Source organism: Marinifilum flexuosum (assembly GCF_003610555.1).
Lineage (GTDB): Bacteria > Bacteroidota > Bacteroidia > Bacteroidales > Marinifilaceae > Marinifilum > Marinifilum flexuosum.
Genome location: NZ_RAPQ01000013.1, coordinates 1 through 25190, shown reverse-complemented (window position 1 = coordinate 25190; position 25190 = coordinate 1). Strand labels below are relative to the sequence as shown.

The following is a 25190-nucleotide window of genomic DNA, read 5'->3' as shown; positions in this document are numbered from 1 at the left end:
TTTACACCAATAAAATATTTAAAAGATCGCTTAGTATTAACCTGAGCGATCTTTTTTTTATCATTAATCCTGATTTATTTTCATAAGGATATCGGTAGCAGCTACAATATTCGAAACTTTTTCGAAGCTTAAGCTCAGTCTGTTTTTTGCTTCTTTCATTTTACAAGGAATTGTTTGGGCTTGTAAGAATTGAAGCACTTTGCTGAATTGTGTCGATTGATAGAAAGGAGAATCCTGATCGGAAATGAAATACAGAACCAGCTTGTTGCTTTTTAAAATCAGCTTTTCAATTCCCAGGTCAAGAGCCAACCATCTTAAACGAACCACGTTTAGCAATTCAATACTTGGTTCAGGCAAATCGCCAAAACGATCTTTTAGTTGGTCTTCGAATTTTTCGATTTCCTCTTCAGTTTGGATATTATCCAATTCACGATACAGACGAACTCTCTCCGAAATACTTTCTACATATTCTTCAGGGAATAAAATTTCAAGATCGGTATCAATCTGACAATCGTTAATAAAACGGATGACCTCTTTTTCTTCCTCTTTCTTTTCGTCAGCAAAAACATCTTTGAATTCATTTTCCTTCAACTCAAGCATTGCTTCGTTCAAAATTCGTTGATAGGTTTCGTAACCAATGTCAGTAATGAAACCAGATTGCTCTCCCCCCAGCAAGTTTCCAGCTCCACGAATGTCCAAATCTTGCATGGCAATGTTGAACCCGCTTCCCAGTTCAGAGAAGTTTTCGATGGCCTGTAGTCTTTGTCTTGCTTCCTGGGTCATCGATTCCATAGGAGGAGTCAACAGGTAACAGAATGCCTTTTTGTTTGAACGACCAACACGACCTCTTAACTGATGCAATTCACTCAATCCAAAATTCTGACCATTGTTAATAATAATGGTGTTGGCATTCGGAATATCCAAGCCCGATTCGATAATGGTTGTTGCAATCAACACATCGTAATCGCCGCGAATAAACTCGAGCATGATTTTCTCCAACTTTGGTCCATCCATCTGACCATGGGCCACAACAGTTGAAACTCCAGGAACCGTTCTGTGAATCATATCTTGAACTTCTTTAATATTCTGAACCCTATTGTGGATAAAGAATACCTGGCCGTTGCGTTCCACCTCGTAAGAAATGGCTTCGCGAATAATGTCTTCGTTAAAATTGTGAACTTCGGTTACAATTGGATATCGGTTTGGCGGCGGCGTATTGATGATTGACAAATCGCGAGCACCCATTAATGAGAATTGCAGTGTTCTTGGAATAGGTGTTGCTGTAAGCGTCAAGGTATCTACATTTACTTTCATCTGCTTCAACTTTTCCTTAACAGTTACACCAAACTTTTGCTCTTCATCAACAATCAGTAATCCCAAATCCTTAAAGTCGATATCTTTTCCAATAATTCGGTGGGTTCCGATTAAAATGTCGATTTGTCCAGCCTTTAAATCTTTTAATATTTCTCTTTGATCTTTTGCTTTTCGCATGCGGCTGATGTAATCAACACGACATGGGAAATTCTTTAAACGATCGCTGAAAGTTTTAAAATGTTGGAAGGCTAGAATGGTTGTTGGAACCAAAACAGCAACCTGTTTGTTATCGGCCACTGCTTTAAAAGCAGCACGAATGGCAATTTCGGTTTTCCCGAAACCAACATCACCACAAACCAACCGGTCCATTGGGAAAGGCGATTCCATTCCTTCTTTGGTAGCCTTTGTAGCTTTTACCTGGTCTGGGGTATCTTCGTATATAAATGAAGCTTCCAATTCTTGTTGCATATACGAATCGGGACTGAACTGAAAACCTCTTTCGGCCTTACGTTTTGCATATAGGGCGATCAATTCTTTGGCAATGTCTTTAACCTTGCTCTTGGTTTTCTCTTTCAGTTTTTGCCATGCTCCGGTTCCCAATTTGTAAATTTTCGGGGCAGAGCCGTCTTTGCCTTTGTATTTCGAAATTTTGTGTAGCGAGTGCAAACTCACAAACAGTATGTCGTTGTCTTTGTATACCAAACGGATTGCTTCCTGATCTTTCCCATTCACATCAACCTTCTGCAAACCACCAAATCGGCCAATACCATGATCGGCATGCACGATATAATCTCCCGGATGAAGTCGGTTGATTTCTTTTAAGGTAACCGATTCCTTGGCCTTGTGTACCGTAGTTGTTTTTAATCGGAACTTGTGATAACGATCGAAGATTTGATGATCGGTAAATAAGGAGATTCTCAAATCTCTGTCGGAAAAACCTTCGTGTAAGGTTTGATCCACAGATTGAAACTCTACTTCTATTCCTTTGTCATCGAAAATATTTTGAATACGCTCAATCTGCTTGGCATTATCAGATAGAATGTAATTGCTTTCGGCTCTGGCATTGTTATTCAGCAAGTGCTCGCCCAACAAATCGAAGTTCTTGTTGAAAGCAGGTTGGGGTGCTTGATTGAACTGAATTTCGTTCTCGGTAGGGAAAAAGAATTTTTGCCCAAATTCAATACACGAATATTGATTCAGCTGATCGATAAAATCCAAACCTTTTATCAGGTAATCTTTTGTAGCAACCGTATCTTCCCCCAATTCCAAAGTAGGAACTTTCTCTATGGTATTTTCGTAGATTGCCTGAATTCTATCGCTGATAAACTGCACATTTTTACACCAAAAAACCGATTGGTCTGGGGCAAAGTTCAGGAATGAGATTCTGGAATTTTTTAAAAGATTTTCCTGAATGTTTGGAATGATATCTACCGTATCCAGCTTTTTAATCGAAAGTTGATTTTCCACATTGAACACACGAATGGATTCCACTTCTTCACCAAAGAAATCAATTCTGTATGGATGTTCATCCGAAAAAGAAAAGATATCGATAATACTCCCACGAATCGAAAACTGGCCCGGCTCAACTACAAAGTCGGCACGCTCGAATTCATAATCCACCAAAACTTCCTCTACAAATTCAGGCGAGAGTTTTTCCCCAATCTTAATTTTAAGGGTATTTTCGGTTAGTTGATCCTGGCTGATTACTTTCTCAACAATTGCCTCAGGAAAAGTAACAATGTAGCTTGCTTGATGATTAGAATTTAATTTGTTTAAAGTTTCGGCACGTAGAATAATGTTGGAGTTATCCGTTTTTTCGTATTGTACCGAACGCTTGTAGGATGATGGAAAAAAAAGAACCGAACTTTCGTCAATCAAATTGCACAAATCATTATAAAAATAGGCAGCTTCCTCTTTATCATTTAAAATGAACAGTTGAGGTTTTGCCTGGCTTTCTAATGATGAAACCATCACGGGCAAAGCCGATCCTACCAATCCACGCAAGTGTAGGTGAAAATTGCTGTTGCCATGTAATTGTTTTTCAATGCTGAATCGTGCCGGATGTTCAGCAAAAATGTTTTTAAGTTCTTTTAATACCATTTATCTCCCTAAATTATGCAGGTATTATGCCGATATACATTTGAAAACCGTTTAGAAACACAGTGTACTAAATGGATATTACAAATGATAATCGGTACAGTTCCAATGATTCCCTTTTTATTGATTGAAAGGCAAATTTAGGGAAAAGTTTCAGAAACCAAGCTGCAATGCTCAAATCACAATGTTAGAATGGTTTGGATTTTATGATTTGGAAATTTGATTTTACTAAAATCCATACCCAACAGGTCCATGCCCCGGCACACTCACATAACCTCTGGTATTGCCTTGATCGTAATTGCCCGCACTAAATCGAGTCGACCAAAAATTATCGCCACCACTTCCTTTGCCGCTGTATCCATTTTGTTGTGCGGCCAGGTATAAATTTACGGTAGGAATTGGATTTCCGATATAGCCTGCATTTCCCAAATGATCAAACCAGTAATTTCCCGGCTGAATGTAATAGCCCAATACATAGCTCCAAACCAGCCATTCGTTTTGTGGCAATTCCCTGCCATTTACAATCACATTGGTTTGTCCTTTCGAGGCATCACGCTTTAAGTGGCCCAAGTCATGGTTGGGCAGCATAAAACCAAATGAAGCATAGCCAACAACCCCATATAAACCGCTGGTTTTATCGTACCAGTAATTACCCGGAAGAGGCTTGGTACCATAATACTTTTCAAATTCTTCAATTTGACTTTGGTTCAACTCAATGTTGTTGATGATTACCTTTTCTTCTTGCGATTGGGCTGGCATTGCAAAATAAAGTAATACCAATAGTAAACATATCGATTTCATTTCTATAGGATTTTAAGTGAAAATGGTATGCTATAAGAAGGTGTGAGATTGGTGTAGCTAAATTACAACAAAGTGAGGGGGATGTCAATAACACAATTTGAATAGGAATCGGTATTATTTCCAAACTGATTGTGCTGGTTCTTGATTTTTGCCTAAAGGGTAAATCAATATTTTTGATTGTTTTTCGCATAGAGAGTGCGTGATTATACACTTAACCTACAACTATCTAGAGTGGGATTAAACAGCTTTAAATTCCTGATAAAAGCTTTTATAATCCTGATAAAAGGATTTTTTAATCAAAAAAACATAGGTTTTCATGTTTGATTTAAAAATAAATGTTAAATTCATAATTGAATCATAAAAAAATATATAGGAGTTTTGTTGTTGAATGATTGATGTTTGCTGGGGTTGAGTGCGGATAGGGGTTTATGATTGATAAACAAATTGAAATTGACTAACCCAAATAATACATGTTTAATTTTAAAAAATTAAGAAGATGGCAACACTTTTGAATGACAATATGTCGTCGCAAACTCACCTAAGTAAAGGAACTCGTCATGTAAGATTGTGCAACCGTACACAAGGAGCCGATCAATTAGTTACAAACATTCAGCCTTCGATTGATGCTTTAAAAGCAAAAAAGCTGGAAACCGAAAAGCAAAAAGAGTTGAGGGATGCAGCACAGGATGATGTTATCTATAACGATGCTCTTTTGGATGATGCAATTCGAAATGTATCGGATGAGGCAAAATTGTTTGACAGAAAAAATCCTGGCAGACCAGTTTATCAACTCCTATTTCCCGATGGTAAATATTCCGATATTGTTCGTGCGCCAATTGCAAAAGAAATGAAAATGGCCGAACAGATTGCCAAGCGTATCGAAAATTTGGGTGCTGAACATGAGTTGAACTCTAGCCTTGCTCCATTAAACACTGCCATTGCTAATGTACGCAATAGCATAAATGGCTTGGATGTGCAGGATACAAAAGTAAAAACGGCAATTGCCGACGAAGAAGGTGCACAGGCTGAATTGAGAAAGCAGTATGAGTACAACTATCACGATGCTGCAAAAATGTTTGGCAAGAAATATGCCGACAGATTGTTCCCTAAGGCAGCAGCTAAGGTTAAAAAAGAAGAAGAGCCAGAGGTTCCAACCGAACAAAGCGAGGCATAAATTGTTGATGCAGGCATTGCATGCTTGCATACACCACATTATTTTTTTGAACTGAAAGCAACAAGTCTGCAAAGGGTACAAGAAAAGAATTGAACCTTGTTTGCAGGCTTGCAAATTGTACAGGATTAAAAAATTGTAAAAAGTATAGGCATGCAAACATCAGCCAAAAAGGAAAAAGTAAGAGTTGCATGCTTGCAAATGGCTCAGGAAAATTTATATGTAAGCATTAAACACATGTAAATGGTGCATCATAGTTTTGTGGGGTGCAATGTTGGTTTGTAAAGGCAATTTTATCGAAATAATGAGATAAAGATGACATGTTTTTGAAGCTTTCACTCTAATGGGAGAGTATCAATAATGTAAGATGAGAAAAGCATTGCCTTAAACTCACAGTTATAAAAAACAATTCTTGTAGAGCCAGCATTAATGCTGGCTTTACGTATCCTTTCATTTTGAATGAAGAAATACATAGATTGCCAAGTGGAGTATCAAATGCAGAAAAAATCAAAGCCACTTCTCAATTGAGAAGTGGCTTTTCATTTTGGATTTCTGGTTAGTTGTTGAAATCAAATATTGTTGAAGAAGTGTAGAAACTCTTCTGTTTTTTTCACCATATTGGTCGAACCCGTATAGAAAGGCACACGTTGGTGTAACGAATCAGGAGTAATTTCCATGATTCTGCCATTTCCATCGGTAGCCAGGCCACCTGCTTGTTCAGCAATAAATGCTACAGGGTTACATTCATACATCAATCGCAGCTTGCCATCAGGATTTTTATTGGTTTGTGGGTAAATAAAAATACCTCCTTTTAACAAATTGCGGTGAAAATCGGCTACCAAAGAACCAATGTATCGCGAAGTAAATGGTCGTTTGCTGCGAGCATCTTTCTCCTGGCAATACTTAATGTATTTTTTTACTCCTTGTGGGAAATTAATGTAGTTCCCTTCGTTAATGGAATAAATGGTTCCCGATTTTGGTGTTTTAATGTTTGGATGCGACAAACAGAATTCTCCGATTGATGGATCGAGGGTAAATCCGTTTACACCATTACCTGTGGTATATACCAACATGGTTGATGATCCGTAGATTATGTATCCCGCAGCAACCTGTTTGGTTCCTTCTTGTAAGAAGTCTTCCATGTTGGCAACTTGTCCGCGTGGAGTAATACGTTCAAAAATCGAGAAAATGGTTCCAATGGAAACATTTACATCAATATTCGAAGAACCATCCAATGGATCCATACAGAAAACATACTTTCCGTTTTTGCACATCTCATCTTCGAAAATAATAATGTCTTCGTTCTCTTCCGAAGCTACAGCAGCACATTCGCCACTTGCTCTTAAGGCATCAATAAAGTGTGTATCGGCAAAAACATCTAGCTTTTGCTGATCTTCCCCCTGAACATTCTGATCGCCGTGCTCGCCTAGAATATCTACCAACCCGGCTTTGTTTACAGCACGGTTTACAATTTTGGCAGCAATTTCTACGTGATGAAGCAAACGAGATAACTCTCCTTTTGCTCCCGGATGATCAGACTGACGCTCAATAATAAATTGATTCAGGGTTTGAACATTATTGTGTTCAGTCATTTTAAAAAGGCTTTTGGTTTACATTCATTTGGTGGCATAAAGTTATGCTTTTTTATTTAATGCCAAACCCTTATTTCAAACGTTGACAGAAAAGTTTTTTTAAAATCAAAATAGTGCTTTTTACGGTTAAATCATTTTTGAGCTACTATACAGTGTTTTCTTATCTTAAAAAATGTAAAAAAAGCAAAATGTTGAAAAATATTTTTGCTTTGCTCAAGCTTTATTTAGTACCTTCAATTTTTATTAAAAGTGGCGAAAGCCAAAAACAATAAAACTTAAGTAATTTTCCATGAACATATTTAAATTTGGTGGTGCTTCGGTAAACAGTGCCGAAGGTGTCAAAAATTTTGTAAAGATTGTTCAATCTTATAAAGACGAAACCATAATTGTTCTTTCGGCAATGGGTAAAACTACCAATGCTTTAGAGCATATTACCAATGATTTTTGTGCAAAATCAGATATGGTAGAATCAAAGTTTCGTGAGATAAAGTCTTATCATTTTGACATCATTAATGAGTTGTTTGCAAATAAGGAAGATGCGATTTATGAAAAAGTAAATCGATTATTCGAGCAACTACATGCCTATTTGCAAGGAGAACCAACTTTGGATTACGATTTTGATTACGATCAGATCGTTTCGTTTGGTGAGTTAATTTCAACTTCCATTGTATCGGAATATCTGCGCAAAAGTGGATCGCCAAATAAATGGATTGACATCAGAACTTGTTTAAAAACAGATAATAGCTACCGAGAAGGAAAAGTTGATTGGGATCTTTCGCATAAGTTGGTGCATCAAACCTTTAGCTTTAACAGCACTTTTGTGTATGTTACTCAGGGGTTTTTGGGCGGTACAACTACCAATCAAACCACAACTTTAGGTCGCGAAGGATCGGACTATACAGCAGCAATTCTATCCTACATTTTAGATGTGGATAAATTATCAATCTGGAAAGATGTTCCTGGAATTATGAATGCAGATCCGAAATGGTTGGATGATGCTCAGAAGCTGGATAGAATTTCGTACCAGGAAGCCATTGAATTGGCATTTTATGGAGCAAAAGTAATTCATCCAAAAACCATTCAGCCTATCAAGCGAAAGAAGATTCCTTTGCAGGTACGATCATTTATCAACTATAGCGAATCGGGTACTTTAATTAGTACAGCATCAAAGCAGATGGAAAAGCAATTGCCTGTTTATATTCGCAAACAAGATCAGGTGTTACTATCCATTCGACCAACTGATTTTTCTTTCATTTTGGAGGAAAATTTAAGTTCCTTGTTCGCTCTTTTTGCAAAGCATCGAATGAAGGTGAATTTAACTCAAAATTCGGCAATTAGCTTTTCGGTATGTGTCGATAAATCGGAAAGAAGATTGAATAATTTGTTGGATGAAATTTCGCAGGATTTTGAAGTGAAATACAACGATGATGTAGAACTAATTACCATTCGTCATCACGATGATGAGGCGGTGGAAAGAATGACTGCCGGAAGAGAAATTTTGTTGGAACAACGAAGCAGAGATACAGCTCAATTCGTGATTGTATAAACAGATAGAAATTCATTATAACTTGCCCTGGGTTTTAACCCGGGGTTTTCTTTTTTAATTTTTTTTCACAGAAAAATACCCTTTGCATATATAAGGTATAGTTAGCACATTTTCAGGAGATAAAATTTAAGAGTATCGCCTCTTTTATTTGGAGATTAAAAAATCATGCCTATATTTGTTGCAGATATTTAAGGTAATACTCGCAGGAGGATATCATTAATTTATACAGAAGAAGTGAGAGAACAGGCTCGATGACCTTCTGACAACCCCGGCAAAAACCAAAAGCTGAAAGGTGTCAAATCCTGACCATTTAATTTGGTGAATATAAATTAAACGATCATGAAGAAGACAGAAATTCACATTCAAAAGCAGGCTCAACCAGAGCAAAACATTCAGTTGCAAACTTTGGCATCTATTACCACTATGATGCGAATGCAGCGAATGATGCGTATGCTGTAACGCATTCTGTCTAAATTTTTTCCCTATTTTTTAGATGCTGGTGCGTATAAAATAACTCCGAACCAGGGAATTCAAATTCTAAATTATTTTTTCAATGGTTTCTGATTTTCAGAAATAGGAATTGATGCAATCAAAACTGAATCCATCTAACTGTTCAGTCTGCTTGTACATAAGATAAATACAGAATTTGCGACCATCAGAAGCCTTTGCTTCTAATACCAAATTAATCAAATTTTAAATCAAGGATTAAATCCTAAGCTGCTACAACAATATGCAATCCCGATAAGCTATCAGGAGATTGCGGCTGGCAGCTATAAAATAGAATCGCCATGTCAAATAATTTAAGATACGAAACACTACAGATACACGCAGGACAAGAAGTTGAAGCAACAACAAATTCACGAGCAGTTCCTTTGTACCAAACTACAGCTTACACTTTTAATGACTCGAAACATGCAGCCGATTTGTTTGGCTTGAAAGCGTTTGGTAACATTTATACTCGATTAATGAATCCAACCAATGATGTTTTCGAAAAGAGAATTGCCGCATTGGAAGGTGGAGTTGCAGCTGTTGCAACCGGATCAGGTCAAGCAGCTCAATTTTTGGCATTGACCAATATTTTGGAAGCAGGAGATAATTTCATTAGTGCTTCACAAATTTACGGAGGAACTTACAACCAGTTTAAGGTACAGTTTAAGCGTTTGGGTATTCAGTGTAAGTTTGTTGATATCGATCATCCTGAAACCATTCTTCCTCTAATCGATGAAAATACAAAAGCGATTTACGTGGAGGCATTGCCAAACCCAAAGTTCTCAATTCCTGATTTCGAGAAGGTATCAGCAATTGCAAAAGAACACGATTTGCCACTAATTGTTGACAATACTCTGGGAGCTGGAGGATATTTGTTCCGTCCATTGGAACATGGAGCAAATGTTGTTGTTGAATCGGCAACCAAATGGATTTGTGGCCATGGTACTGCAGTTGGCGGTGTGCTTGTTGATGGTGGAAATTACAATTGGGGCAATGGAAAATTCCCTCAGTTTTCTGAGCCATCTGAAGGATATCATGGTTTGGTTTTCTCTGATGTGTTTGGAGTAGATGGACCTTTTGGAAACATCGCCTTTGCAATTCGTGCAAGAGTTGAAGGGTTGAGAGATTACGGATGTAGCCAGAGCCCATTCAATTCATTTTTGCTACTGCAAGGATTGGAAACTCTTTCGCTTCGTTTGGATCGTCATGTCGAAAATACTTTATCATTAGCCGAGTGGTTGCAAGAACAAGATTGGGTGGAACAGGTAAATTACCCTGGCTTGCCATCGAGTCCATACTACGAAAGAGCAAAGAAATATTTCAAAAAAGGTGCTGGTTCGGTACTTACTTTCAAAGTGAAAGGCGGAAAAGAAGTTGCCGATAAATTGGTAGATGGAGTTGAGTTACTTTCTCATGTAGCCAACCTTGGAGATGCAAAAACTTTGATCATTCATCCAAGTTCAACAACTCATGAGCAATTGACTTTGGAAGAGCAAAAGGCATCGGGCGTTGAACCCGGTTTGCTAAGAATTTCAGTGGGTATTGAACACATTGAAGATATTAAGGCAGACATCAAACAAGCGGTTGAAAAGGCAATAAATGTAGAGACAATTAATTAGTTCTTATAGCAATCTCGATCGGAATTTAATAGATGAATTTCGATCGAGATACTCTTAACCTCATTACCACAAACGAGGAAATCAAAAAAACAAAATCAGCAATAAACAAAATTTTTAACCAGTGAATCCAAATTGTTACATCCATAAAGAAGGTTTACAACTTGAATCGGGCGAATGCCTGGAAAAGTTGACCATTGCTTATCACACCTATGGGGAGTACGATCCTTCGCGAAACAATGTGATTTGGGTTTGTCATGCACTTACTGCCAATTCCGATGTTTTTGATTGGTGGGCAGGGCTTTTTGGAGAGAATGATTTTTTTAATCCTAAAGATTATTTTATCGTATGTGCCAATTTTCTTGGTTCATGCTATGGAACTACGGGACCTCTTTCTCAAAATCCGGAAAACGGACAAGCTTACTATCACGATTTTCCGCAACTGACCGTACGCGACTTGGTGGCGGCACACGAAATTTTACGAAAACATTTAAATATTAAGCGCATTCATATGATGATTGGGAGCTCACTGGGAGGCATGCAAGCCTTGGAGTGGGCTTACTTGTTGAATGGCAAGTTAGACAATTTGGTGGTTTTGGCATCGAATGCCAAGCACTCACCTTGGGGGATTGCCTTTAACGAATCGCAAAGAATGTCGATAGAAGTGGATCCGACCTGGAAGGAATCGAATGATGAGGCCGGGTTGAATGGTATGCGAGTGGCTCGATCTATAGCACTTTTGAGTTACAGAACCTATGCAACTTACGATCATTCACAACAAGAGAATGAAAATGATAAGACGGATGATTATCGGGCAAGCTCTTATCAAAGATACCAGGGGGAAAAGCTAGCTCGTCGATTTAATGCTTACTCTTATTGGCACTTGTCAAAAATCATGGACAGCCATGATGTGGGAAGAAATAGAGGTGGATTAGGCAATGCTCTCAATGGAATCAAATCAAGAACACTTGTTATTGGAGTCGATTCTGATCAGATTTTCCCAATTAACGAACAAAAATTTATTGCGGACAATATTCCGCAAGCTCAATATCTGGAAATCCATTCGCTGTATGGTCACGATGGATTCCTTTTAGAACAAGAACAATTAACCAAAGTATTACAATCATTTTTAATCGAAAACAAAATCAATGAGCAATAAACTTAAAATAGGTGTATTTGGATACGGAGTTGTTGGTTCCGGATTGGCCCACGTTCTGAAAAATAGCAAAGGCTTGGATGCCTCTATTGTAAAGGTATGTGTAAGAGATGGTGAAAAAGAGAGAGATTTAGATTCAGCAGTTTTAACCACGAACCCTGATGATATTTTAAATGATCCTGAAATTAATGTTGTTGCGGAATTGATTGATGATGCTGATGCCGCGTATCAGATTGTGAAAACAGCTTTGCAAAATGGCAAACATGTTGTTTCAGCCAATAAAAAAATGTTGGCTTACCATATAGAGGAACTGATTCAATTGCAATGGCAGCATAAAGTTTCATTTGTATATGAAGCATCTGCTTGCGGTAGTATTCCAATTATCAGAAATCTGGAAGAATACTACGATAATGATTTGTTGCAATCGGTAAGTGGAATCCTGAATGGTTCATCGAATTATATCCTTACGAAGATTTTTAATGAAAATTTGGATTATGATATTGCCTTAAAGCAAGCTCAAGATCTAGGTTTTGCAGAAAGCGATCCAACATCCGATGTTGATGGATTTGATACCTTATATAAGTTAATCATTCTTACTGTGCATGGTTTTGGACTTTTCGTTCATCCTGACCAGGTATTCAATTTTGGAATATCGAATCTATCGCCAAAGGATATCGAATTGGCATCGCAGAAAGGGTATAAAATCAGATTGTTAGGGAAAGTAACCAAGGTAAATGGAAACCATGTGAACCTTTTGGTTGCCCCTAAGTTTGTGAAACCCGAAGAGCATGCTTATACAGTAGAGAGTCATTACAATGGTGTGTTGATTCAAGGAAATTTCTACGATAACCAATTCATGTATGGAAAAGGAGCAGGAGCTCATCCAACAGGATCAGCCGTATTGTCTGATATTACAGCTTTGGCTTACGATTACAAGTATGAGTACAAAAAGCTGAAATATTACGGAGGCCTAGAGTATACCAACGATATGGAGGTTGAAGTTTATTTGAGATATACGAACAAAGACGATTTGGCTTTGTTTGAGTTCAAAGAAATTAGAGAATCTCTTACAGGAAAAGAATTCAATTATGTGATTGGAACATTGAATCTTTCCCAATTGATAAAAATTCGTCAGCAAATTAAAGGGAGAGATATTTTCCTTGCCTATTTGGGAGACGAATAATTGCTCGTGAAAAATCACACCTAAGATCAAGAAGTAACATGATAATATACAAATTCGGTGGTGTATCTGTTAAAGATGCTGCTGCCATACGAAACATCTGCCAGATAATAACTAAGGTAAAGCGACCCCTTACTGTTGTGATTTCGGCAATAGGTTCAACCACAAACCTGCTTGAAGAACTGGTAGATGCATATTTTTCCGGAAGTGATGATGCCTGTAAACACTTCGAGATACTGAAAAAGAACCACATTTCAGTACTCAACGATTTATTCGAAGAAGTGCCAGTGCAAATTGCCTCGGAAGTAAACGCTCTTTTCGTCGAGCTGGAAACCAAAATTTCAAAACCATCATCTGATCAGTTCAATTTTGAATACGATCAGGTGATTGGTTTTGGCGAGTTACTTTCAACAAGCATAATTTCTGGTTATTTGAATGAAACTGGACAAAAGAATCAATGGGTTGATATTAGAACTTGTTTGGATTCGGATGACAATTACGTTGATGCCAATATCAATTGGGAATCATCAAAGGAAAAAGCAAATGCAAAATTTGTTGATGATTCGCAAGCGCTATACATCACTCAAGGCTTTATAGCTCGTGATGAGAAAGGATTTACAACCTCTCTGGGGCGAGAAGGTTCAGATTATACGGCTGCAATCCTTGCTCATTTGCTTGGCGCTGATAAAATGATCATTTGGAAAGATGTGTTGGGAATATTAAATGCAGATCCTGATTATTTTGATACAACAACCAAATTGGATTTAATTCCATATCATGAAGCAATAGAGTTGTCGTATTATGGGGCAAGGGTAATTCATCCCAAAACCATAAAGCCATTGCAGGCAAAACAAATTCCTCTTTGGGTAAAATCATTTATCGATCCATCGCAAAAAGGAACCTTGATTACAAAGGGAGAGCAAGCTCAACCCTTGTTGCCAAACTATATCGTGAAGAAAAAACAGGTGATGGTGAACTTGAAACCTTTAAATTTTTCATTTATAGGCGAAAAAGATCTGGTTTTTATCTTTTCACTCGTGACAAAGTTTAGAATTAAGCTTAATTTTACTCAAAACACCGCTGTTAGTTTTGCATTTTGTGCCAATAGTTCAGCAAGAAATATCGAGGAGCTAATTGGCGAACTGAGTAAAAAATATGATGTAGACCTGAGTGAAGATTTGGAACTGATAACCGTTAGACATTACACACCAGCTACGATTGAGGAAATTCAAAACAAGCATCATGTTTTGGTAGAGCAAAAAAATAGCAACACGGCAATCTACCTGACAGTAGCAAATTGATATTATTAAAAACACTAACAGCTAGTTGCTAAAGGCTAATAGCTATTATAATATGGAGCAAAATTTTACGATAAGAGAGGCATTAAAAAATCAGATTTTGGTTCTTGATGGAGCAATGGGAACCATGATTCAATCATATCAATTAGTTGAATCGGATTATAGAGGAGAAAGATTTGCTAATATTTCAGCCGATCAAAAAGGTCACAATGATTTGTTGACCTTGACTCAGCCTGAAATTATTAAGAATATTCACCTGGAATTTTTAAAAGCAGGTGCCAATATCATCGAGACCAATACTTTTAATGCAAATGCCATTTCTTTGATTGATTACCAATTGGAAGAGCTTGCTTATGAATTGAATCTGGAAGCGGTGAAGAATGCTCGCAGAGCAATTGATGAAATTCAGAAAATGGATCCACATACTCCAAGGTGGATTGCTGGTGCCATTGGTCCAACCAACAAAACAACCTCTATGTCCCCAAAAGTGGAAGATCCAGGTTATAGAGATGTAAGTTTTGATGATTTGGTTGAAATCTACACCGAACAAATTAAAGCTTTGCTTGATGGTGGTGTTGATGCCTTATTGATAGAAACAATTTTCGATACACTTAATGCAAAAGCTGCTGTTTATGCTGCAGATCAACTTTTGGAAGAGAGAGGATTGGATCTGCCTATTATGATTTCGGGAACAATTACCGATAACAGTGGAAGAACCTTATCGGGGCAGACATTGGAAGCCTTTGTAACTTCGATGAAATGTGACAGATTGTTGAGTATCGGTTTGAATTGCGCTTTTGGTGCAAAAGATTTGATTCCATTTATTCAACAATTGGATACATTATTGCCTGTATATGTAAGTGTATATCCTAATGCTGGTTTGCCAAACGAATTGGGAGAATATGACGAAACTCCTGCAACTATGGTTAGTGATTTAAAGGAGTTGCTGGAGAACAAGAAGGTAAATATAGTAGGAGGATGTTGTGGTACAAGACCAGATCATATTGCTGCTATTGCCAATTCTGTTAAAGATGCTGAACCTAGAGAAATTCCAGTTGTGGAAACTGAAACTCGCTTGAGCGGATTAGAGATGTTGCGAATTAATTCTTTAAGCAATTTTGTGAATGTTGGCGAACGTACCAACGTAGCAGGTTCACGTAAATTTGCAAGATTAATCCGTGAGGAAAAATATGAGGAAGCCTTATCAATAGCTCGTTCTCAGGTTGAAAATGGAGCTCAAATCATAGATGTGAACATGGATGATGCCATGTTGGATGCCGAAAAAGAAATGGATGTATTCTTGAAGCTATTGGTTTCAGAACCTGAAATTTCTCGCGTTCCTGTCATGATTGATTCTTCGAAATGGTCTGTTTTGGAAGCTGGTTTAAAGTGTGTGCAAGGAAAAAGCGTGGTGAATTCCATTTCTTTGAAAGAGGGCGAAGAGGAATTTATTAAATATGCTACCCAAATAAAAAGGTATGGAGCTGCCGCAGTGGTAATGGCTTTCGATGAAAAAGGTCAGGCCGATACTTATGAACGCAGAATTGAAATTTGTGGAAGAGCTTATAAAACACTAACAGAAAAAGTAGGCTTCCCGCCAGAAGATATCATCTTCGATCCTAATGTACTGGCAATTGCAACTGGAATTGAAGAGCACAACAATTATGCTGTTGATTTTATCAAGACAGTAAAGTGGATCAAAGCGAATCTTCCACATGCAAAAATCAGTGGGGGAATCAGTAATCTGTCCTTCTCTTTCCGAGGGAACAATGTGGTTCGTGAAGCAATGCATTCCGTATTCTTGTATCATGCCATAAAAGAAGGTTTGGATATGGGAATTGTAAATCCTGGAATGTTGCAGATTTACGATGAAATTGAACCGGAATTACTAGAGAAGGTTGAAGATGTGGTGCTAAACAGAAAGCCTGAAGCAACCGAAATCCTGATAGAATTTGCTGAAGGATTAAAATCGGCAGGAACTACTCAGGTAAAAACTGATACCTGGAGAGAAAAATCTGTAAATGAGAGATTGTCTTACTCATTGGTAAAAGGAATTACTGATTATATAGAAGAGGATGCAGAAGAGGCACGTCAAAATTATACGAAGGCATTAGAGGTAATCGAAAAACCTTTAATGGATGGGATGAATGTAGTGGGAGAGCTGTTTGGAGATGGGAAAATGTTCCTTCCTCAGGTGGTGAAATCTGCCAGGGTAATGAAAAAAGCAGTAGCCTATCTTCAGCCATTTATCGAAGAAGAAAAAAGCAATGCTGCCGATGCCAGGAATGCGGGCAAGATATTAATGGCAACAGTAAAAGGAGATGTTCACGATATTGGTAAAAATATTGTTGATGTTGTACTGGGCTGTAACAATTTCGAGGTAATCGATCTAGGTGTAATGGTTCCATGCTCGAAAATTCTTGAAGTGGCCAAACAGGAAAATGTTGATGCCATAGGATTGAGTGGTTTGATTACACCATCTTTAGAAGAGATGTGTTTTGTTGCCGAAGAGATGCAACGCGAAGGATTCGATATTCCTTTGGTAGTAGGAGGAGCAACAACATCGGAATTGCATACGGCAGTGAAAATTGAACCCAATTATAAGAATGGCGTTGTTCATGTGAGTGATGCTTCTCAGTCGGTAGGTATTTTCAAGAAATTGTGTGATAAAAACAAACGTGGCAATTACCTGGATAGCGTGAAAGAACAATATCAAAAGGTGAGAGAGAATCATGCCAAACAGAAATCGGCTGAATACTATTCTTTGGAAGAAGCAAGAGAAAATGCAGAGGCAATTGATTGGATAAAATCACCAATATATAAACCAAAGAAAACAGGTTTGCAGGTACAGAATAATTTCTCTATCAGTGAAATTAGAAAATATATCGATTGGACTTTCTTCTTTGTAGCTTGGGAGTTGAAGTGCATGTATCCTGAAATCATGGAAGATCCGGATTACAAGGATGAGGCAAAGAAACTTTTTGAGGATGCCAATAAAATGCTCGACCAAATTGAGAAAGAGAATCTTTTGGAAGCGAGTGCTGTTTATGGATTGTTCCCTGCAAATGCAGTGGGCGATGATATTGTGATTTATTCTGATGAGGCAAGAAGTTCGGAATTGAAGCGATTCACTCAAATTCGCCAGCAGGAGAAATTCTCAAAAGGATTAAGTAATTTGTGTTTGAGCGATTTTGTGGCTCCAATTGAATCTGGAAAAATTGATTATGTAGGAGCATTTGTAGTAACAGCCGGACTTGGAATAGAAGCGAGCCTGCAAAAATATGCTGAGCAAAATGATGATTACAACAGCATCATGATTAAGATTTTGGCAGATCGATTGGCAGAAGCTTACACAGAGTTATTACATGAGCAAATCCGTAAGGAAGATTGGGCCTATGCAAATGGTGAAGACCTGAGCGTTGAAGAAATGTTGCGCGAAAAATATCAAGGGATTCGTCCAGCCTTTGGATATCCTTCATTGCCTGAACATTCCGAAAAGAAAGTGTTATGGGATTTCTTAAAAGTTGAAGAGAATATTGGTGCAACTTTAACCGAAAGTTATGCCATGTATCCGGCAGCTTCGGTAAGTGGTTTGGTATTGGCTCATCCCGATGCAATTTATTTTTCGATTGATAAGATCAAGGAAGATCAGGTAAAAGATTATGCTGAACGAAAGGGGATATCAGAAAAGGAAGCCAAGAAACTATTGACGGCAATTTTGTAAAAACATCAAATTATTAGAATACGATCTTTGAGATTTAATAAAATCTCACATTTAAAATTAACCAATGAAAGTAATCGAACATTTAAATCAAGCAATTGAGAATAAAACCACACATTTCTCTTTTGAGCTATTACCTCCATTAAGGGGTAATAGTATATATAAGGTATTTAATACCATCGAAAAACTTCGGGGATTCGATCCCAAGTACATTAATATTACGGCACACCGCGATGAGGTGGTATTCGTGGAATCCCCAAATGGAGGATTCGAGAAAAAAATCACTCGCAAGCGTCCGGGTACTGTTGCAGTAGCGGCTGCCATTCAGAATAAATACAAACTTACAGTTGTTCCTCATGTAATCTGTAGCGGATTTACTCCTGAAGAAACTGAAAATGCATTGTTGGATCTGAATTTCCTGGGTATTCATGATTTATTGCTTTTGCAAGGGGATAAATCACCACGTCACGACTTCATTCCGAGTGAAGGAGAGCACAAATTTGCTATTGATTTAATTGGACAGGTGAATGGCATCAATAAAGGAAACTTTCTGGATGGAACTCATGTTGAGCCATTTGAAACACCATTTTCTTATGGTACTGCAGGATACCCTGAGAAACACGAAAATGCTCCAAATATGGAATCGGACTTATATTGGCTGAAGAAAAAAGTGGATGCCGGAGCAGATTATATCGTAACGCAAATGTTTTTCGATAACCAGAAATTCTTCGATTTTGAGAAAAGAGTGCGTGAAGCTGGAATCACAGTTCCCATTGTTCCTGGAATAAAACCTATTTCAGCTCTTTCACAATTAAATGTTCTTCCGCAAATTTTTAAAACTGAAATTCCGGAAGCTTTGGCAGCTGAGGTTCGAAAATGTAAAAGTAACGATGAGGTGAAGCAAGTGGGAGTAGAGTGGGGAATTCAGCAGAGCAAAGAGTTGATTCAACATGGTGTACCATCTTTACACTTTTATACATTAATGGCTTCTAATTGTGTGAGAGACATCGCAAAGGCAATTTATTAATGATTTATAATATAAATCAACATCCCTTTTCAATTCTGAAGAGGGATTTTTTTATGCATAAACTGCAATAAAAGGCAGTTTCTCTCAGTTTAAAAATAGAATTGATAATTAATGAAGATATGAGAAAGGCAATTATTCTATTGTTACTGATGAGTGGGGCGTTTTTTGCAAAAGCGCAGGTATTTAATACTTCTGGAATTTTAAAAAGTGGAGAGGCTGCTATTGGATTTGAACCATCTCTTTTAGTATACGATGGAGAAACGGAATTCATGATGTTTTTTCATGCAGGTGTTGGATTAGGACAGAATATTGACTTGGGAGCAAAATTCGGAGTTTTTGGAGATGAGAATTATTATGGAGGAGATATTGAATTTTTTTTCAGTAAAACACTTTCATTATCAGCAGGAGCTCACCACTTTCACGATTTTGCATTGGATGGCACGGCAAATGTTACCGTACCATTGGCACGAGGAACCAAATTGATTACGGGTTTGGATATGGATATTGTTTTTGGAAATGAAACCAAAATTCCTCTTTGGATACCATTAGGAATAAGAGTTTCTGTTGGTAATGGTTGGTCCTTAATAATAGAATCGGAAATTGAGTTAACCGATGAGGCTTATCATTATTTTGGAGTTGGAATGGCGTATGGATTTTAGATGGAAAAATTGTGGAGCTTGGGTTTAAATATTACATTTTTGAAATGTTGCTAATAGTCTGTTAATAATGTGTTTTGATTCTGAATTGAAATTGAAGTATATTAATGTCTAGATAAATTTTAATCTTTAAAACCACAGCTACCACATGGAAAAAGAAAAATCTGTTATTGAAAAATTAAAAGATTTTGCTCTTAAAACGCATCGTAAAATTGATTTTAGCGAGAAAGCGTATCCTTCTAATGCACTACACCCTGTAAGTTTCCACCGAAGATTTGTAAGCATACCTGATAATGATTACAAAAGAGTCTTTTTCGCTTGTTTTGAAGATTCTCGTAAATTGGATAATTATTCAGTATATAGTGGTGTTTTTTTTCCTATTGATGTTTCAAATGAGACAAAAATATGTGTTCGAAAAAAACACATGTTCGATAAAATGAGTCTGTTTGGGAAAAAACAATACTACAAAACAGGTGTTGATTCGTTTGATTCTCAGGTAGTGTTCGATGAGTTTACAGCAATTGGTACTAATAAGATTTTTACCAATGACAAGATTCAGAATTTGATCTTAAAAGTTTTTGATTTTGATGCTAGACTAAGAGTTGGGATAAACATGCTAAATCTTGATTTTATGCCAGAGTTAAAAGGTAGATCGTATATAGGAATATATACAAGTCAGAATTGGTTTACCAATTCATCGGAGATTGAAATTTTGTATGATTTGGCAGAGCAATTGCAAAAGCAATCAGTTTTTATGAGAGAACCGGATTTGGTTGCACAATTTTGAATTAGACTTATAAATAATAAGAGAGAGCCTCAAATCTTTAGACTTGAGGCTTTTGATTTTTATGATGCAAATTCATCAATTATTTTTTGTGCAGTAACTTCAGAAAGTTTAATGTTCGATTCATGGGTCCATCCACCAACATGTGGACTCAATAAAACATTTTCAGCTTCAATTAAATATTGAAATTCAGCAGGAAGTTCTGATGCATGCAAATCTTCGAAAGAAGTTTTTTCATATTCCAATACGTCCAAACAAGCTCCTTTAACTTGTCCTGATTTTAGATTCTTTACCAAATCAGCAATACGAACCACTTTTCCACGTGCAGTATTAATCAAGAAAATTGGTTTTTTAAATTGATTTAGAAATTGATCATTCACCATAAACATGGTTTCGTCGGTTTGCGGAACATGCAAACTCAAAATATCGCATTGTTCAAACAAATCTTCTAATTGCTTTTCTTGGCAATATTTATCGGTATAGTCAAACTTGTATTTATCGTAGGCAATTACATTACAGCCAAATCCTTTTAGTCTTTGCGCAAAGGCTCCACCCATGTTTCCATATCCAATAATCCCTACGGTCTTGCCCATGATTTCAATGCCGCGGTTTTCTTCTCGTCTCCACATTCCATTGCGAACTTCCCAATTGCAGCGGCACAAATTATTGAAAAGAGTTAAAAGCATTCCTACGGCATGTTCACCAACGGCATCTCGGTTTCCTTCCGGAGCATTAAAACATCTTATGCCTTTGCTTTCTGCATATTCCACATCAATATTTTCCAGGCCTGCACCAACTCTACCAATAAATTTTAGATTGGAAGCGATATCAAGTTCTGTTTTGGTCAATTTGAATTTACTTCGAATGATAAAACCATCGAATTCTGGAAATATTTCAAGTAGTTCCTCTTTGTTCTTTTCAGGAGCATAAGTACAGTCGAAGCCTGCATTTTGAAGCATCTCCAATAAACGAGGGTGTGTTGAATCTATAAATAGTACTTTCATGTGTTTAAACTTTACATGTTCGTTTTATATGCATATGGTCCCGATTACTATCGAGAGTAATGGATTAGGAGTTGAGAATGAAATTCTCAAGTTAGGCAAAGGTACTTTTTTCACCTTGATTATGCTTTCGAACTTTAGGAAGAAAATGGAAAAAGCAAAAACTAATACTTTTTGCAGTGGATCAAAAGAGCATTTTATCGATGGTTGGTGAGAATTGAAATAACAAACCGCTGTGGTGAACTGCGCTTTCTAATTCATAAATATAATTTAACTAGGCATTATAAATAAAATTCCTGATTTTACTGATGCTTTAGCGTACATACAAGAGGTGCGGACGAAAATCCGAGGGGTATGTAAGTAATCTACAATAGTCTCGGACGAAAATACAAGCGCATTGCACAAGTTAGCAATCGGCTCGGATGAAAATACACACCCATTGCATGTTTCAACAATGGTCTCGAACGAAAATACGAGGGGTGTGTAAGTAACTTACATGGGGTGTGGACGAAAATACAAGCCCATTGCACAAGTTAGCAATTAGCTCGGATGAAAATACAAACCCATTGCATACATTAACAATGGCCTCGGACGAAAATATATACACATTGCATAAGTCAATAATCGCCTCGTATTAAAATCAAAGCGATTTTCATATTAAAAAATAGTCAGTAACTTGTTTTAACATCTACTTTTGTAAGTCAACCACAAAACTGGCTTTGTAACCTCTCAGTTTTCCGGTAGTATCGAATATTTCGAAGCCAAACATCAACTTTTTAACTTCCTTTTTAAGTTGTAACTGATTTTTATCCCAATACCAATTCTCTTCAAACTGAATTTTGCCTGTTCTCCCATTCAAATCATTTTCTGTAATAATTTGTTCGATTTCACTAATGGATAATTCGTGATTGTCGTAATAATCATACGCTTTTAGATTACCAACTTGTACTTCTTTCAAAACTTGCTCTATTAAGTAGGAACTATTGGTATTCTCCAGGCATTCATTCAGCCATTCATCATCCGGATTAGGATTTTTTACAATCACCTCGTAAGTAATTGGATCAGCAATAAGCTCACCTTTAGTTTTTGCAGGTGAATTTTCTGGTTTACTTTGGCAGGAAAACAAAAACAGCCCTGAAATGATCAGAGCTGTAGAGGTATAATAGAATTTTTTCATGTTCTATATATAATGTGTTTGTTAACGATCGAAACTTAAGCGCATGCCTTTCGTGCTTTCATCAAACTTACCATTGTCGTACACCAAGTTACCATTCACAAAAGTTTTTTCAATCATGTATTGAAATTTTTCTCCATCGAAAGGAGTCCAACCACACTTATATAATGTGTTTTCTTTGTTGGCAGTCCAATCTTCTTCATTAACCAATACCAAATCTGCGTAATATCCTTTACGGATAAAGCCTCTTTTTTCAACCTGGAAAATCTCAGCAGGAGTGTGACACATTTTTTCAATCACTTTTTCAAGACTAATCTTGCCGCGTCGAGCTTGCTCCAACATAGCTACAAGCGAATGTTGAACCAATGGACCTCCACCAGCTGAATTCAAATAATTGCCATCTTTCTCCTCTTCAGTATGTGGTGCATGATCTGTTGCAATTACATCCAACCTGTCATCAAGTAAAGCTTCCCAAAGTTTATCCTGGTCTGCCTTGGTTTTAACAGCAGGATTCCAACGTATTCTCGATTTTTTGGTCAGATAATCCTTGTCGTCAAACCACAAGTGATGCACACAAACCTCAGTAGTAATTCTTTTATCCCTCGATGGAATCGAATTGTCGAACAAATCCATTTCCATTCCAGTCGATAAATGAAGAATGTGAAGTCGCGTGTTGTATTTTTTAGCCAATTCTACAGCTTTCGATGAAGATTTGTAACAAGCTTCAGCACTTCTAATCACTCCATGGTATTCCATTGGAATGTCCTCGCCATATTTTTCAACGTATTCAGCCTGGTTTTTTTCAATCATCGGAGTGTCCTCGCAATGCGTCGCAATTAAAAGAGGCGCTTTTTCAAAAATCTGCGAAAGCGTATCAATATCATCTACCAACATATTTCCTGTTGATGATCCCATGAATATCTTAATTCCACAAACCGATTTAGGATCTGTTTTTAAAATCTCCTCCAAATTGTCATTGGTGGCACCCATGTAGAACGAATAGTTGGCCAACGATTTTTCAGCACCAAGCTTGTAGCGATCTGCAAGTAGCTCTTGAGTAACTGTTTGTGGTTTCACGTTCGGCATATCCATAAACGAAGTAGTACCACCTGCTACGGCAGCTCTCGACTCGGTATACAAATCACCTTTGTGCGGCATTCCAGGATCACGAAAATGTACCTGGTCATCAATCACACCTGGAATTAGCAATTTTCCACCAGCATCAATAACTTTCCACGATGAATCAACCCTTTCAGGAGTAGATGTATAAATTTCTTCAATCAATTGATCTTTCACCAGAACACTTCCGGCAAATTTCTTGCCCTCATTAATGATTAAGGCATTTTGTATTAAATAAGTCGACATTTTGGTTGTTTAGTTCTAAGTATTTTAAAATCTATCTTTCGTATTTGGTAAAAAAGCTGCGTAGTTTCATTTTAATTACGCCCCATACAGCTTCATTAAAAATACCACCACTCATTTTTGAGGTTCCCTGTGTTCTATCTGTAAAAATGATAGGAACTTCAATAATATTAAAGCCAAATTTCCACGTAGTAAATTTCATTTCTATCTGAAAAGCATACCCTTTAAATCTAATTTTATCCAGATTTATGGTTTCAAGTACCTTTTTGGTGTAGCATTTAAAGCCAGCAGTTGCATCATGAATCTTCATTCCCGTTACAATTCTAACGTACTTTGATGCAAAATACGACATCAAAACTCTACCCATAGGCCAATTTACAACATTTACACCAGAAACATAGCGAGAACCAATGGCCATATCACCACCTTGATTAGCGCAAGCATCATATAAACGAACCAAATCTTCCGGATTGTGCGAAAAATCTGCATCCATTTCAAATACATATTCGTAATTGTTTTCTAGTGCCCATTTAAAACCGGTAATATAAGCGGTACCCAGGCCAAGTTTTCCTTTTCGCTCTATAATGTGTAGTTGAGAAAACTCTTTCTGCAAAACTTTTACAATATCTGCTGTTCCATCAGGAGAATTGTCTTCAATTACAAGAATATCAAAAGCTGTTTCCAGCGAGAACACCTTTCTTACAATGGCTTCAATATTTTCTTTTTCATTGTAGGTCGGGATAATAACAAGTCTATCTGTCACCTTCAGAGAATTAATGTGTAAAACAATTTATTAGCACGAAGATAGTATATCTGTAATAAAACTGTCATTTCCATTCGTTAAAAAGAGTGAAAACCATCATTAATTATGCTGGTACCCTTCGGGCCGGGCTATACGCTATATTTTTTTCTCATACTTCGAAAAAGGATGCCGCTTCTATCCCTACCGGATTGTTTCGAATGATTGTGCATGAAAAAATCAGCGAATAGATATTCAAAACAATCAAAAAACACATTCGCTGATGTTTTTTTCTGAATCTTTTCTCTCGGACTATCAACTTGTTAGCATGTTTGCGGTAAAAAGTTTGCATTTTTCATTTGGAATAGTGAGAAAGTATGCGTTATCTTTGCACCCGCTTTACAACGGTATGGCGATAGGGAAGACATGATGGAGAGGGGTGGTTTTGCCACGATTTTGCATGATG

At 37.2% G+C, this 25190-nt stretch carries 16 protein-coding genes, 1 pseudogene and 1 riboswitch; of the genes and pseudogenes, 10 read left to right on the top strand and 7 right to left on the bottom strand.

What is annotated here, in order from left to right:
* Nucleotides 1-63: 63 nt before the first annotated feature.
* Nucleotides 64-3414 carry a transcription-repair coupling factor gene (gene mfd / locus BXY64_RS19705; protein WP_120241687.1) on the bottom strand — a complete coding sequence of 1117 codons (3351 nt, stop codon included), beginning with the start codon at nt 3412-3414 and terminating at the stop codon, nt 64-66.
* 184 nt (nt 3415-3598) lie between these two features.
* Nucleotides 3599-3688: pseudogene (locus tag BXY64_RS21785) on the bottom strand (hypothetical protein); the annotation flags it as partial.
* A gap of 1020 nt (nt 3689-4708) precedes the next feature.
* Here BXY64_RS21785 and BXY64_RS19695 point away from each other — a divergent pair.
* Nucleotides 4709-5386: a hypothetical protein gene (locus BXY64_RS19695; RefSeq protein WP_120241685.1), complete on the top strand. Its 678-nt coding sequence runs from the start codon at nt 4709-4711 to the stop codon at nt 5384-5386.
* Nucleotides 5387-5952: 566 nt separating this feature from the next.
* On the opposite strand, the gene fbp is transcribed toward BXY64_RS19695, so the two are convergent.
* Complete coding sequence (gene fbp / locus BXY64_RS19690; RefSeq protein ID WP_120241684.1) at nt 5953-6975, bottom strand: class 1 fructose-bisphosphatase; 1023 nt, start codon at nt 6973-6975, stop codon at nt 5953-5955.
* Between the two features lie 289 nt (nt 6976-7264).
* On the opposite strand from fbp, the gene BXY64_RS19685 reads away from it, so the two are divergent.
* From BXY64_RS19685 to BXY64_RS19645, 9 genes are all read left to right on the top strand, one after another.
* Nucleotides 7265-8521: an aspartate kinase gene (locus tag BXY64_RS19685; RefSeq protein ID WP_120241683.1), complete on the top strand. Its 1257-nt coding sequence runs from the start codon at nt 7265-7267 to the stop codon at nt 8519-8521.
* A gap of 218 nt (nt 8522-8739) precedes the next feature.
* Nucleotides 8740-8852, top strand: a riboswitch (SAM riboswitch).
* 457 nt (nt 8853-9309) lie between these two features.
* Nucleotides 9310-10629, top strand: a complete 1320-nt coding sequence (locus tag BXY64_RS19680; RefSeq protein WP_120241682.1) for an O-acetylhomoserine aminocarboxypropyltransferase/cysteine synthase family protein — start codon at nt 9310-9312, stop codon at nt 10627-10629.
* A gap of 121 nt (nt 10630-10750) precedes the next feature.
* Entirely contained in the window at nt 10751-11785 is a 1035-nt protein-coding gene (locus BXY64_RS19675; RefSeq protein WP_120241681.1) for a homoserine O-acetyltransferase family protein, read from the top strand.
* Nucleotides 11775-12965, top strand: coding sequence for a homoserine dehydrogenase (locus BXY64_RS19670; RefSeq protein ID WP_120241680.1), 1191 nt, complete (start codon nt 11775-11777; stop codon nt 12963-12965). The genes BXY64_RS19675 and BXY64_RS19670 overlap by 11 nt, the downstream gene beginning before the upstream one ends.
* A gap of 38 nt (nt 12966-13003) precedes the next feature.
* Nucleotides 13004-14263 (top strand): aspartate kinase, encoded by a 1260-nt coding sequence (locus tag BXY64_RS19665; RefSeq protein ID WP_120241679.1) that lies wholly within the window; start codon nt 13004-13006, stop codon nt 14261-14263.
* Between the two features lie 52 nt (nt 14264-14315).
* On the top strand, nt 14316-17984 hold the full coding sequence (gene metH / locus BXY64_RS19660) for a methionine synthase (RefSeq protein WP_120241678.1): 3669 nt from the start codon (nt 14316-14318) through the stop codon (nt 17982-17984).
* A 64-nt stretch (nt 17985-18048) separates the two neighbouring features.
* Nucleotides 18049-19008, top strand: coding sequence for a methylenetetrahydrofolate reductase (locus BXY64_RS19655; protein WP_120241677.1), 960 nt, complete (start codon nt 18049-18051; stop codon nt 19006-19008).
* Nucleotides 19009-19127: 119 nt separating this feature from the next.
* Nucleotides 19128-19667, top strand: coding sequence for a hypothetical protein (locus tag BXY64_RS19650; RefSeq protein ID WP_120241676.1), 540 nt, complete (start codon nt 19128-19130; stop codon nt 19665-19667).
* A gap of 145 nt (nt 19668-19812) precedes the next feature.
* Nucleotides 19813-20451, top strand: coding sequence for a hypothetical protein (locus BXY64_RS19645; RefSeq protein WP_120241675.1), 639 nt, complete (start codon nt 19813-19815; stop codon nt 20449-20451).
* Between the two features lie 59 nt (nt 20452-20510).
* Here the strand turns inward: BXY64_RS19645 and BXY64_RS19640 are convergent, their stop codons facing one another.
* The 4 genes from BXY64_RS19640 to BXY64_RS19620 form a co-directional block, all read right to left on the bottom strand.
* Complete coding sequence (locus tag BXY64_RS19640) at nt 20511-21452, bottom strand: 2-hydroxyacid dehydrogenase (RefSeq protein ID WP_120241674.1); 942 nt, start codon at nt 21450-21452, stop codon at nt 20511-20513.
* 685 nt (nt 21453-22137) lie between these two features.
* Nucleotides 22138-22626 carry a hypothetical protein gene (locus BXY64_RS19630; protein ID WP_120241672.1) on the bottom strand — a complete coding sequence of 163 codons (489 nt, stop codon included), beginning with the start codon at nt 22624-22626 and terminating at the stop codon, nt 22138-22140.
* Between the two features lie 21 nt (nt 22627-22647).
* Nucleotides 22648-23988 (bottom strand): dihydroorotase, encoded by a 1341-nt coding sequence (locus tag BXY64_RS19625; protein WP_120241671.1) that lies wholly within the window; start codon nt 23986-23988, stop codon nt 22648-22650.
* 31 nt (nt 23989-24019) lie between these two features.
* On the bottom strand, nt 24020-24748 hold the full coding sequence (locus BXY64_RS19620) for a polyprenol monophosphomannose synthase (protein WP_245996714.1): 729 nt from the start codon (nt 24746-24748) through the stop codon (nt 24020-24022).
* Nucleotides 24749-25190: the final 442 nt, after the last annotated feature.

Coding starts and splice junctions, on each gene's coding strand:
- BXY64_RS19655 (WP_120241677.1), top strand. CDS start 18,049: ATGAAAGTAATCGAACATTTAAATCAAGCAATTGAGAATAAAACCACA.
- BXY64_RS19630 (WP_120241672.1), bottom strand. CDS start 22,626: ATGAAAAAATTCTATTATACCTCTACAGCTCTGATCATTTCAGGGCTG.
- BXY64_RS19650 (WP_120241676.1), top strand. CDS start 19,128: ATGAGAAAGGCAATTATTCTATTGTTACTGATGAGTGGGGCGTTTTTT.
- BXY64_RS19665 (WP_120241679.1), top strand. CDS start 13,004: ATGATAATATACAAATTCGGTGGTGTATCTGTTAAAGATGCTGCTGCC.
- BXY64_RS19645 (WP_120241675.1), top strand. CDS start 19,813: ATGGAAAAAGAAAAATCTGTTATTGAAAAATTAAAAGATTTTGCTCTT.
- BXY64_RS19670 (WP_120241680.1), top strand. CDS start 11,775: ATGAGCAATAAACTTAAAATAGGTGTATTTGGATACGGAGTTGTTGGT.
- mfd (WP_120241687.1), bottom strand. CDS start 3,414: ATGGTATTAAAAGAACTTAAAAACATTTTTGCTGAACATCCGGCACGA.
- BXY64_RS19695 (WP_120241685.1), top strand. CDS start 4,709: ATGGCAACACTTTTGAATGACAATATGTCGTCGCAAACTCACCTAAGT.
- metH (WP_120241678.1), top strand. CDS start 14,316: ATGGAGCAAAATTTTACGATAAGAGAGGCATTAAAAAATCAGATTTTG.
- fbp (WP_120241684.1), bottom strand. CDS start 6,975: ATGACTGAACACAATAATGTTCAAACCCTGAATCAATTTATTATTGAG.
- BXY64_RS19685 (WP_120241683.1), top strand. CDS start 7,265: ATGAACATATTTAAATTTGGTGGTGCTTCGGTAAACAGTGCCGAAGGT.
- BXY64_RS19680 (WP_120241682.1), top strand. CDS start 9,310: ATGTCAAATAATTTAAGATACGAAACACTACAGATACACGCAGGACAA.
- BXY64_RS19640 (WP_120241674.1), bottom strand. CDS start 21,452: ATGAAAGTACTATTTATAGATTCAACACACCCTCGTTTATTGGAGATG.
- BXY64_RS19625 (WP_120241671.1), bottom strand. CDS start 23,988: ATGTCGACTTATTTAATACAAAATGCCTTAATCATTAATGAGGGCAAG.